General features: G+C 74.2%; 7 protein-coding genes. 3 read left to right on the top strand and 4 right to left on the bottom strand.

Features of this window, described 5'->3' with window-relative positions; genetic code table 11:
- The first annotated feature begins 27 nt into the window (after positions 1-27).
- Both AC07BS_RS16590 and AC07BS_RS16585 read left to right on the top strand, forming a co-directional pair.
- On the top strand, positions 28-1,170 hold the full coding sequence (locus AC07BS_RS16590; protein ID WP_478932767.1) for a serine hydrolase domain-containing protein: 1,143 nt from the start codon (positions 28-30) through the stop codon (positions 1,168-1,170).
- Between the two features lie 9 nt (positions 1,171-1,179).
- Entirely contained in the window at positions 1,180-1,875 is a 696-nt protein-coding gene (locus AC07BS_RS16585; protein WP_478932766.1) for an alpha/beta fold hydrolase, read from the top strand.
- Positions 1,876-1,911: 36 nt separating this feature from the next.
- Here AC07BS_RS16585 and AC07BS_RS16580 read toward each other — a convergent pair whose 3' ends face one another.
- From AC07BS_RS16580 to AC07BS_RS16570, 3 genes are all read right to left on the bottom strand, one after another.
- Positions 1,912-2,859 carry a CAP domain-containing protein gene (locus AC07BS_RS16580; RefSeq protein WP_478643553.1) on the bottom strand — a complete coding sequence of 316 codons (948 nt, stop codon included), beginning with the start codon at positions 2,857-2,859 and terminating at the stop codon, positions 1,912-1,914.
- Positions 2,860-2,956: 97 nt separating this feature from the next.
- Positions 2,957-3,556, bottom strand: a complete 600-nt coding sequence (locus AC07BS_RS16575) for a hypothetical protein (RefSeq protein WP_478643556.1) — start codon at positions 3,554-3,556, stop codon at positions 2,957-2,959.
- A gap of 165 nt (positions 3,557-3,721) precedes the next feature.
- Positions 3,722-8,473: a hypothetical protein gene (locus tag AC07BS_RS16570; RefSeq protein ID WP_478932763.1), complete on the bottom strand. Its 4,752-nt coding sequence runs from the start codon at positions 8,471-8,473 to the stop codon at positions 3,722-3,724.
- A 119-nt stretch (positions 8,474-8,592) separates the two neighbouring features.
- Between AC07BS_RS16570 and AC07BS_RS16565 the strand changes: the two genes are divergently transcribed.
- On the top strand, positions 8,593-9,579 hold the full coding sequence (locus AC07BS_RS16565; protein WP_478932761.1) for an amidohydrolase family protein: 987 nt from the start codon (positions 8,593-8,595) through the stop codon (positions 9,577-9,579).
- Here AC07BS_RS16565 and AC07BS_RS16560 read toward each other — a convergent pair.
- Positions 9,506-10,072 (bottom strand): SMI1/KNR4 family protein, encoded by a 567-nt coding sequence (locus tag AC07BS_RS16560; RefSeq protein WP_478932759.1) that lies wholly within the window; start codon positions 10,070-10,072, stop codon positions 9,506-9,508. The two genes, AC07BS_RS16565 and AC07BS_RS16560, sit on opposite strands and share 74 nt — an antisense overlap.
- Positions 10,073-12,143 lie beyond the last annotated feature (2,071 nt).

Here is a 12,143-nt window from a genome sequence, read left to right as displayed (position 1 = left end):
GTTCATCACGAAAGAAAGAGGCGACACATGACGCCGAGAACGTTAGGCCGCGCCCTGATCGCCATGACGGTGGCCGCCACCGCCCTCACCGGCACCCTCACCCCCGCGGCCTCCGCCGCGCCCAGGCCCGGACACCCTGCCACCCAGGCGGCGCTGGAGAGCCAGGTCAGGGCCGGACATCCCGGCGTCCTGGCGCAGGTACGGGACGGGAACGACGTCTGGAACGGTTCCGCCGGCGTGGCGGACACCGCGACCGGTCGCAAGCGGCTCCCCGAGGACCACTTCCATATCGGCAGTATCACCAAGGCGTTCACGTCCGCGGTCGCCCTCCAACTGGAGAGCGAGGGCAGGCTCGACATCGACGACACGGTCGAGCACCTGCTGCCCGGCGTCGTGCGCGGCAACGGCTACGACGGCCGCGAGGTGACCCTCCGCCAGCTGCTCAACCACACCAGCGGCATCTTCGACTACAGCGACGACCGGAACTTCGCGCACATGGCCAGGGAGGGCTGGCCCGAGCACCGCGACGACGCCAGGACGCCCGCCGAGCTCGTGGCCATGGGCCTGTCCAACAAGCCGTACTTCGCACCCGGCACGGGCTGGCACTACTCCAACACCAACTACGTGCTCGCCGGCCTGATCATCGAGAAGGTGACCGGCCGGACCTACGCGAGCGAGGTCGAACGGCGCGTCATCAAGCCCCTCGGCCTGCGCGCCACCTCCCTCCCGGGCACCTCCACGAAGATGCCGGAGCCGCACGGCCGGGCGTACAGCAAGCTCCTCTCCGAGGACCCGGACGCCAGGATCTGGGACACCACCGAGATCACCAACACCTGGGTCTGGGCGGCCGGCGAGATCATCTCCACCACTGGCGACGTCAACCGCTTCCTCGGCGCCCTGCTGGGCGGAACGCTGCTGCCCGCGCGACAGCAGCGGGAACTGCTGACCACCGTGCCGACGGGCGACGCCGGCCTCGCCTACGGGCTGGGCCTCTACAAGTACGACCTGCCCTGCGGCGGATACGTCTGGACGCACGGCGGCGGCGTCCACGGCTCCACCTCGGAGGCCACCTCGTCCCCCGACGGCCGCCACACCATGGTGTTCAATGCCAACGGCGACTGGGCGCACGTCGAAGCGGTCGAGGTACTCGAAGCGGAGTACTGCCGCTAGCGTCGGCGCATGACTGATCACCGCACCGTCGAGGTCGAGGTCGAGGTCGGCGGCGTCCGGCTCGTCTGCCGGGTCTCGGGGCCGGAGACGGCCCCGGCGCTCCTGCTGCTGCACGGGCTGGGCGAGGGCGCGGCCGACTGGGACGGCGTGGCACCGGCCTTCGTGCGGCACCGGCGGGTGTACGCGCTCGACCTGCGCGGTCACGGGCTGAGCGACTGGCCCGGGACGTACTCGTTCGAGCTCATGCGCGACGACGTCCTCGGGCTCCTCGACGCCTTCGGCCTCCGGCGCGTGGACGTGATCGGGCACTCGATGGGCGGGATCGTCGCCTATCTGCTGGCCGCGGCACAGCCGCGCCGGGTGGGCCGGCTCGTGGTCGAGGACGCTCCGGCGCCCGTGCCCCGCGAGCCCACGCCCCGCGCCCGGCCGGAGGGCGACCTCGGATTCGACTGGGACGCGGTGGCGGCCATCAGGGGGCAGATCGACCGTCCGGAACCGGCGTGGCTGGCGGACCTGGCCGGGATCACGGCCAGGACCCTCGTCCTGGGCGGCGGTCCGCTCAGCCACGTCCCCCAGGAGAACGTGGCCGAACTGGCCCGGCGTATTCCTGGGGGGAGGTTCGAGACGATTCCGGTGGGGCACCTGATCCACGCCGCGGCACCGGAGGCCTTCACCGAGGCGACGTTGCGTTTCCTACGGAACTAGGGCTTCTCCGGTGCCGAGGACGGTGCCGCGGGTGGATCAGAAGGTGGCGGCGAAGTTCTGCGTCCACCAGGGGCCGTTGGAGCTGAAGTTGATGCCCACGCCCATCTCCTTGAAGGAGCAGTTCAGGATGTTGGCGCGGTGCCCCGGGCTCTTCATCCAGCCGTCCATCGCCGTACGGGCGTCCTTGGGGCTCTTGAAGATGTTCTCGCCGTACGTGCTCCAGCGGTATCCGGCGGCGGTTATCCGGTCACCGGGCCCGCGGCCCTCGGGCGAGGTGTGGGAGTAGTAGTCCCGGGCGGCCATGTCGTCGGAGTGGCCCTGGGCCGCGGCCTGCAGCTTGGCATTGATCTTGACGGGCGAGCAGCCGTTCCGCGCACGCTCGGCGTTGACCATGTCGAGGATCTGCTGGACGTGGGAGCCGTTCTTGCCGGTGGGCGTCTTACGGCCGGGCTTGCCGGCGACCGCGGCCGCCCGGGAACCGGCGTCGGAGCCGGACGTGGAGCCGGCCTCGGAGGTGGTGGTCCCGGTATCGTCGCCGGCGGACTTCCCCGATCCCGCGACAGCCTTCGCGGACCGGTCGCCGGCCGTGTCGGATCCCTTGGTGTCCTTGCCGCTCCCACCACCCTTGCCGGACGTGTCCGTGGTCTTGCCGGCACTCGGCGACGCACCGTGCGGAGTGGTGCTCGGCGTCGCGGAGGGTGCGGCGGAAGGTGCCGCGGAGGAGTAGGCGGCGGACGGCACGAGCTCGCCGGACGACCCGCCGGCGGCGGCCCGTACGGACGTCGCCTCGGAGTCCGTACCCTTGCCGCCGCCGTCGCCGCCCAGCGTCGTGGCCACGCCGTAGCCGCCGCCCACGACGGCCACCAGGGCGACCGCTCCGGTCACCACGGCGGCCCGGCGGGGCCGGCCGCCGGAGCGCCGGCGGGAGCGGCGGGGGCCGTCGGTGGTCGGGTCGAACGGGGTGGTGCTGCTCTCACGGTTCACGCGGATCACTTCCGGTTCGGGTCTGCTGAGTACTGCGTCCAACACTCAGGAGACCCGGGAGCCGGGAGCGGATAACAAAAATTCGGACGGCACTCCGTCACGAGGAGAAAAGGTAGCGGCCCTTCCCGTCGTAGCAGTCGCCGCGCAGGACCCTGCTGTCGACCACCACCTTCTCCCGAAGGATGTCCGCCGTCCTCCTGTCCCGTCGTTCCACGGCATCCGCCCAGGCGGAGGAATCGGCCGACAGCGCCTGGAGGTCCTTGGCGAACTTCGCGTCGTCGACCGTCGAGGCGGCCTGGCCGAGCACGCGGGCGAAAGCCTTGTAGCCGCCTATGGACGGCTCACGCATGAAGAGGTCGACGGTCAGAATCCATGGCTTCACGTCGTTCGCCTGCCGGCACACCGCGTACTTGGCCTCCTCCTGCCGGCGCTCGGCCTCGGCCTGTTGATGGTGGTGGAACCACCACCCCCCTCCCCCTGCCAGCACGGCCAGAACGGCGACGACCTTGAACACGTCCGCCGCCTTGGAGGCGATGGCCCGCCACGGCAGCTTTTCCAGGCCCAGACGGCGTGCCGCGGCGTAGAAGTGGTTGTGCTGGACGTTCTGGTTGCCGTCCTGGAACCCGGTCGGGCCCTGGAACCTCGTTCTGTCCGAGCCCTCTTCCCCCGCAGTCGAAGTCGACTCCCGGTTGGTCATAGGCGCGGACCGAGGCGGTGATCCTGTTGGTCCTGTTCGTCCTGTTGTCCCGTCGGCACGATCAACGCTTCCGAGAGCACCCCGGCCTCCCCGTCATACGTCCCTTGTCACTAGCAGCACAGTAGGCCCACCCCGTCGACCCCCTCCAGAGCTCCGCCGGCCCGGCTAGCGCTCGCCGGCCGTCCGCTCCCAGGTCTCCGCGAACATCTCGTGCAGGGGTGCCGTCGGCAGGACCCGGCCGAACGGGGAGTGGATCTCGTTGCGCCACAGCGGGCGGACCAGGTGGCTCGCCAGCTTCACGGTCTCCAGCGGCAGGTGAGGGGCCTTCAGCTCGGTCCACTCCCCCGGCAGGAACACGGTCCGGCCGGCCCGGGCCCGCTTGGCCTCCACCACCGCGCCGGTGGCGAGGAGTTCAGCGCGGACCTCCGCGTGCCGCTTGGTGGACCATCCGTTCCACCGCCGCACGTTGCGGTCGGTGGGCGCGGCCAGCGTCGCCACCTGGAGGTAGAGCGCCGCCGCGTCCGTACCCGCGCCGAGCTCCTGTGCCACCCGTGCGACCAGCTCCGGGCAGGACTGCCGCGGATCCGCCTCGTACGCGCCGACCGGCACCGCTCCCGAGGCGGCCCGGCGCATCATCCGTTCCAGCCCGCCGCCGGCGAGCAGCGGCGCCACCCGGTCCAGTTCCTCGGCGATTTCGTCGGCGCCCTCGCGGACCCGCCGCCACTCCTCGGCGTCGGCGACCGCAGCGGGCCGCAGGAAGGCGGCGCCACCGGGCGCGCACACTACCAGCGGTCCGGAGTCGTACGCGGTCACCGAAGCCCCGCTCTCGTCCCTTCGGCGGTCCGTCGCGATCGGCAGGCGGCCGGGGCCGAACCGCTCGGCTATGCGGGCCGAGGTGTCCTTCACCCACCCGCCGGTCAGTTCCAGCAGCAGGTCGGGGCGCTCCAGTTCGGCGCGCAGCCGCTCGTGGAGGGCCATCGCGCCGGCCACGGCGGGGTCGCCGACGGGCCGGTGCGTCCACGCCCAGACCAGCGCGCTCGCCATCCGCTCGAGCGCGAGGCCCACAGGGGTGCCGTAGGGCAGCTCGGGCCCGGCCGGTGGCACGGCCCTGACCTCCACCGCGGTCCCGTACCGGATCTCCAGCTCCCAGCCGGCCGCCGGCACCGTCGCGTCGTCGGCGGCCTCGTAGCCGCCGGCCAACCGCCGCGCCCACACCTCGGAGAGCCCCAGGTCGGCCTCCAGCGCGTCGGCCGCCTCGTCGTGCACGGCGGGCAGCGTCCCGACCAGCTCGCGCCACACCCCGGCCATCCGCTCCACGGCCGCCTCGACCCCTCCCGGCCGCCACAGCTCGGCCGGGTCCTCGGGCAGGGCGGCGGCCAGGACGGCCCGCTGCCCGGCGGCCCCGAGCCGCGCGCGCAGCGCGTCGTACGACTCGGCCGTCAGCGGGGTCGCCTTATAGGGGGCCTTACGGATCAGGGCGCGATCCTCGTCCCGGTCGGGCCGGCCGACCAGGCCGGCCACCACCAGGCGGGCCACGGACCGCCGTACGCCGGTCAGTTCGGCGAAGCGCGCGGCCGCCGACTCCGGTACGGGGACCGGTCCGTGGGTGTCGACCGCCGATACGAGGGCGCGGAGCCGTGCGGCGTCGTCACGCTCCACCTGGACGAGCCGCGGGTGTTCGGCCACCGCTGCCGGTACCGGGTCGCCGTCCGGGCTCTCGGCGGCCGGCGCCACGAACCAGCACCGCTGCCCTCCGTCGCGTACCGCCGCGGACACGACGGCGGTGCCGCCGGCGCGCAGGCCGTCCAGGGCCTCGGAGCCGCCGGACGCGCCGCCCACCCACCACCGGCTGCCCGCCCGGGCGAACGGCTGGTCGGCCCAGGTGTCCAGGAGCGCCAGCAGGGCGGCCCGGTCCGCGTCCGGGGTCGGTGCCACCGCCGCCCGCCACGCCACGGCGTCGATCGTGCCCAGGAGTTGCGACCAGTCGTGCGGCGGCGCGGACGGCGAGAGCCGGCGCACCTCCTCCGTGATCGTCCCGGCCAGGCAGGCGCCGTCGGCGGCCAGCGCGCCCAGCGTGGCCGGCAGGGCCGCGTCCGGGGTCCGCCGCCACGCATCGCTCGCCCCGTCCGTGACCAGCCCGCGCAGCGCGGGCATCAGCTCGGTGTCCGGCGCGGACCGGCGCGGCGGGGCCGGCGCCTCGGCGAGCAGGGTGACGCGCCGGTGCAGGGCGCGCCGCCGCTCCTCCACCAGGACGGCCCGCCGGGTCACCGCCACGACGGCCTCGACGAGCACCGGGGCGGTGACGTCCGGCAGCTCCCGTGCCACGGCGGCGCGCAACGCCTCCGTGCCGTCGAGGGCGGCCGCCAGCAGTACGTCCGCCGTCCGCCGCTCCACGGTCCGCAGGGCACGGGAGCCGGCCGCGTCCCGGGTGCGCAGCAGGTACCAGAAGGCCGGCGGCAGGGCCACGCCGCCGGACACGGTGACATGCCGGGCGGGCCCCACCCGCGGGTGCCGGGGTGAGTGGTGGCCGTCCAGCTCCCAGAGCAGGATGCCGTCGGCGGTGTACGCGCGTACGCCCGTCCGGGTCTCCGCCTCGGCGAGGACCACGTCCTCCACCGCGCCCTCCGGCGGCGCCCACAGCCCCCAGGGCTTCTGTCCCTGACGGTCGATGTCGAAGCGGGCCGTGCGTCCGTCCACGCTCTCGACCAGGAAGTGGTCGGGCGCGTGGTAGCGGTGGCGGGTGCGGAACAGCACCCGGGTCCCGACCAGCCCGTCCTCGCTGCCCAGTGGGGAGCCGGACAGGCCTGCGGGCAGCGGCGCCAGTTGCAGGGCCTCGGCGGCCAGGCTCATGCCCGCCTCGGACTCTCCCGCCGCTGGGGCGGTTCCGGCGGCGCGGCCGGGGAAGTCCGGCAGCGGCGTCGCGCCCCGCCGCTCGCCGGTGACCGGGTCCACGGTCTCCCACGGCCGCCTGCCGTAGACGGCGTTGGTCCAGATCCGGGAGCCGTCGCCGAGCTGCAACTCGTCCCCGTCGATGCCCTCGGTGCCACCTGGACGCAGCACGCGTCGGCCGTCGTGCCGCCCTTGCCCGTCGGCGGTCTCGAACTGGAAGCCGTAGGCCCCGTCCAGGCTGCCGCCGAACGGCACCAGGCCGCCCACCTCGTCGGGCGCGAACGGCTCCTCGGGGCGGTCGGCCCATACGGCGGTGTCGCAGTGGTAGGGGTCCGCCGCGAGGGTCCAGCTCACGAGGAAGGACCCGCCCACGTAGTGGACGGCGAACATCGTCGCCTCCTCCGGCACCGTGAACCGGCAGGAGGCCCGTACCCCGTCGGGGGCGACGGCGACGGCCCGGTCGCGCCCGAAGACCGTCAGCACCGGCCAGGTGGAGGTCACGCCGACGACGCCGGGCAGGGCGCCGCCGACCGCCGGCCCACCCGTCGCGTCGTCCGCGGCGACCTCCGCGTACACCGATTCCAGGGCCGGCCAGGCGAGTTCCTCCGGCAGGCCGGCCGCGAGCGAGCGCCGCAGCGCGCCAGCCGGGTCCGCCCCGGCGAGGGCGTCGGCGATGCCGCCGAGGGCCGCCACCGTCGGCCGGTCCAGCAGGGTCTCCAGCTCGGCCACGGCCTCCTCGGCCCCCGCCATGCCTCCGCCCGCGACGGTGTCGACGAGCTTGCCGACCCGGGCGGCGACCTCGTGGGCGATGCCCTCGTTGCCCGGCAGCAGCGTCACCGCCGACCCGGACCGGCGCCCGCGCGCCCGCCAGTCCGGCAGCAGGTCCGCGTGCACGGTCCCCTCCAGCCGGGGGCCGAACACCGGGTCGGCGGCCAGCGCGGCGAGGTCCCGCCGGGACCGCTCGCCCCAGAAGCGCATCCGAATCTCCGGGCCCGGATCGACGACCGCGACCCCGGCGGCCAGACAGGCGTCCAGCACGTCCGCGTCGAGGCCCTGGTAGTGGTGCCGGGTGGTGTGCAGCGTCACCGGGGCGCCGGCCGCCCGCAGCCGCGGCCCCAACCGGCCCACCAGGTCGAGGAATTCCGCCGGCAGCGGCTGCCGCGCGACCCCGCCTCCGGACTGTGCCGCGTACTGGTACAGGTGCGTGAAGTGCCCGACCCAGCGGTGCGGCCCGCCCTCCGGCACCACCCGCCCGGCCTCCATCGCCTCCGCCGCGCCGCAGTCGACGAGCATCCGCAGCCACGCCCCGCCGTCGGTGGTCCCTTCCGGGAACACCTCCACCAGCCCGGCCGCGATCGTGTCCGCCGGCGGATGGGCCGCCAGCACCGGCGCCGCGGCGGTCAGCAGCGCGTCGGGCACCGACTTCTTCCGGGTAACGGAAAGGATCGCGCCCACCAGCCGGGCGACCTCCTCGTCACCGTGCCCGGCCGCCTTGGCCGAGGCCCGGACCCGGCGCACCAGGTCGGCCGGCAGATCCGCCGACGAGCCCGCCCACGCGGTGAGGAACGCGTCCAGGGCGGCGTGCGCCGCGACCGGCTCCAGCGTCTCGGCCAGGAACCGCTGATGGGCCCCGAACTCCTTGGCCGGCATGGCCCCGCCCGCGGCGAACAGCAACCCGTTGGCGCGACGGTAGCCGGCGTCCACCGGCAGCCCGTGCTCGGCCTCGGCGGCCCGCGCCGCCGCGTAGGCCCGCCCGCCCGGCCGGCTCCCGTAACCGATCAGCCGGTGCCCCACGGTGTCCCAGAACCACGGCAGATGCGCCGGCGGCAGCCGCCGCGCCCGTGCCGCCATCGCGTCGACGAACCGGCCGGGCTTGGTCCAGGACCGGTTGAGCTCGGACCCCATGTCCTGGACCAGGGCACGCGCGGCGGCGGCCGCACCCGGGTCGTGGGCGTCGACCCAGTCGGCGTAGGTGGTCGAAACGTGCGTGCCGGTGGTGGGCAACAGGGCGTCGAGCGAGGCGAACATGCCGGGATCGTCGCACGCCCCACTGACAACGCTCCGGCGGGAGCTCGGCCGCCCGGGTGGTCTCCCGTGGCGGTCCGGGCAGGACTGGGAATACGAGCATGTGAGGAGGTTCGGACGGCATGACGGATCGCGCGCGCATCGACGTCCACCAGCACCTGATCCCGCCGGAGCGGCGCCAAGCCATGTCCGGCCGTGCCGCGGCCTTCGGGTGGCCGGCGCCGGTCTGGGACGAGCGGAGCGCGATCGCGATGATGGACCGCCGGTCGATCGCCACGGGCCTGCTGTCGTACGCCGCTCCCGTCGGGCCGGCGGACGACCCTGCGGGTGCCCGCGCCACGGCCCGGCGGGTCAACGAGTACACGGCGGAAGTGGTGAAGGAGCGGCCCGACCGGTTCGGGCACTTCGCCGTCCTTCCCCTGCCGGACGTGGACGGCGCGCTCGCCGAGGCCACGTACGCCCTGGACGCACTGGGCGCCGACGGGGTGATGGTGCTCAGCAACGCCCACGGCCGCTACCTCGGCGACCCCGCGTTCGAGCCGCTCTGGGCCGAGCTGGACGCCCGTGCCGCGGTTGTCCTGATCCACCCCACCGCGCCACCGGGCACCGCGCTCCCGGACCTGCCCGGTCCGCTGGTGGACTTCCCGTACGACACGACCCGTACCGCCCTGCACCTGGTACTCAACGGCGTACCGCGCCGGTACCCGCGCGTCCGGATGATCCTGCCCCACGCGGGCGGCTTCCTGCCGTACGCCGCCCACCGGTTCGCGTGCGCGGGCCGGCTACGACCCGGCACCACCCCCGAGGGAGTACTGGCCGACCTGCGGCGTTTCTACTTCGACACCGCCTTCGCCGCCGGCCCGGCCACACTGCCCTCGCTCCTCACCTTCGCGGCACCCGGACACGTGCTCTACGGCAGCGACTTCCCGATGGTCCCCGAGGACTGGGGCACGGACTTCGACGCGGCCCTGGACGCCTACCCCCACTGGGCACCCGGGCAACTCCACGCTGTCGACCGCGGCAACGCCGAAGCCCTCATCCCCCGGTTGGCCCCGGGCCGTCCAGCCACTCGGTGTACCAAGCCCGAAAACCCGGGCTCACCGGAGTGAATCCTCCCCAGTCCGGATCGAACTGCCAGATCTCACCGGCGCGCGGACCGTTGAGGACCAGCCGGACGAAGATGCCGCAGCCCCGTTCGGCGAGCATGAGGGTGCCACGGCAGAGTGCGTCGGCCTGTGCGCCGATCCGGCCGGGAAGGGGCTCGACGAGCGGGAAGGCCGCGGCGAGCCGGCCCGGCACCCGGTCCTCCTCCCACTCGTCGTCCACGGCCCACTCCTCGCCGGCCTCCGGACGGGGGTGGACGAGCGGCATCAGCCCATGGCAGGGACCGGCGGGCCCATCGCCCACCTCGGCGACGAAGGACCGGTACTCGGCGGGCAACTGGATGCCATGCGTCTCCTCGAAGACCCGGATCTCGGCCTCGGACAGCGGAGGCGCCAACGCGTACCGATGCGTGTCGGCCCCGAAGCGCTCACACCCCGGATCCCCCGCAGCCATCTCTCCCACGCGCGCATGCACGCCTTCCGCGTCCCAGCTCTCCATCCGGCGACGGTAACAGCGCTCGACGAGACAACTCTCGGCACGGGCGGGCAAGCGAGGTGAACGACAGGAAGCGAGAGACGTGGGGGGTACGAGTATTGTTCAGGAACAGGCTGTGCCCCGCGCTCTCTCCAAGAACCGATCCACCACCCGGCGAAATGTCCGTTTCTCCAGAAGTCACAAGAAACCGCACCCTGACCGGATGAATCCCCAGCTCACGACCTGTGGTCCCCGCGCCTGCGGGGGTGGTCCCCCTTGGCCAACGGTTCTACGGAGCGCTACCATGTGGTCCCCGCGCCTGCGGGGGTGGTCCCCGCGCCTGCGGGGGTGGTCCCAGCATCGACCGACGCATCACCGGCGTCACCGTGTGGTCCCCGCGCCTGCGGGGGTGGTCCCCAGGCCGTGGCCGCCGACCCGGTCATGGTGGTCGTGGTCCCCGCGCCTGCGGGGGTGGTCCCGCGTCCGCGTTCCAGTGGTGCACGTCCATCAGGTGGTCCCCGCGCCTGCGGGGGTGGTCCCATGTGGCGGGTCGGATGGGTCTCCCACCGCGCGTGGTCCCCGCGCCTGCGGGGGTGGTCCCGACCGGTACTGCCGGTGCGGGCGGTCGACGCTGTGGTCCCCGCGCCTGCGGGGGTGGTCCCGCTTGACCTCCTGTCCGCTGCGGCGGACACCGGTGGTCTCCGCGCCTGCGGGGGTGGTCCCACCAGACACCAGTGGGAGAAGGATCGGGCCCGGTGGTCCCCGCGCCTGCGGGGGTGGTCCCAGCTCCGGGGCGCCTCCGACGGCGCCGGTCTGGTGGTCCCCGCGCCTGCGGGGGTGGTCCCGGGGATTTCGGGCGACGCCTCGCCCGATGCTTGTGGTCCCCGCGCCTGCGGGGGTGGTCCCATCAACGTGCCGGGCGACTCCGGGGACTGCCCGTGGTCCCCGCGCCTGCGGGGGTGGTCCCAGGGCCAGATCATCACCGAGGCGTTTGGCCGGGTGGTCCCCGCGTCTGCGGGGGTGGTCCCCCAGTTCGATACGTGTTGCCTGGTAGACCTCGGTGGTCCCCGCGCCTGCGGGGGTGGTCCCGGAGGACGAGTGACACCTGAGATGGAAGAGCGGTGGTCCCCGCGCCTGCGGGGGTGGTCCCGAGAACACCGACGACAATCAGACTGCTGGTCAGTGGTCCCCGCGCCTGCGGGGGTGGTCCCGAGAGCACGGTGGCGTCGGCGGTGGTGCCGATGTGGTCCCCGCGCCTGCGGGGGTGGTCCCCACATCGAGCCCGAGACGTGGTAGCCGGTGCCGTGGTCCCCGCGCCTGCGGGGGTGGTCCCAGGCCCGCACCCTGCTCGCCGAGACGGCGGAGGTGGTCCCCGCGCCTGCGGGGGTGGTCCCGACGGCAACCCGATGCTGCAGCTCGTCGTCACGTGGTCCCCGCGCCTGCGGGGGTGGTCCTTGGCACCCATCCCCACGACTGCACGCTCATCGTGGTCCCCGCGCCTGCGGGGGTTGTCCCGGGTAATTGGGCTGGGGGGCGATGTCGACGCCGTGGTCCCCGCGCCTGCGGGAATGGTCCCGCCTTCAAGGGCGCTCTGGCCGAGCGCGTCAGGTGGTCCTCGCACCCGCGGGGGTGACCCATGGGGAACCGCACCATCATCGTGCTCCCTGCGTCTGCAGGGCTGGAAGAGACCTCTGCCACCTCTTGGCCCCGCTGGTGCTTCCAGTCAGCCCCCTGCAGGGTCAACTGGGGAACCGCATCCTTTTCCCCCTGAATGAACCCCAACACGATCTTCGTCGGCGCTGCTAGCCTCATACACCCCCCACACCCCCCGTCACCCGCTCACCATCTGGCCACGCGGGGGGGGGGGGGGGGGGGGGGGGGGGGGGGGGGGGGGGGGGGGGGGGGAGAAGGGGGGGGGGGGGGGGGGGGGGGGGGGGGGGGGGGGGGGGGGGGGGGGGGGGGGCAGGGGGGGGGGGGGGGGGGGGGGGGGGGAGGGGGGGGGGGGGGGGGGGGGGGGGGGGGGGGGGAACGCCCCCCCCCCCACCCCCCCCACGGCCTCTTCGTGCCGGGCACGGATCATCTCCTCGACCTCCCC

It is taken from the genome of Streptomyces sp. NPDC044063 (assembly GCF_056434285.1).
The sequence above is the reverse complement of the archived record's forward strand: the minus strand, read 5'-3'. Positions and strand labels throughout refer to the sequence as shown.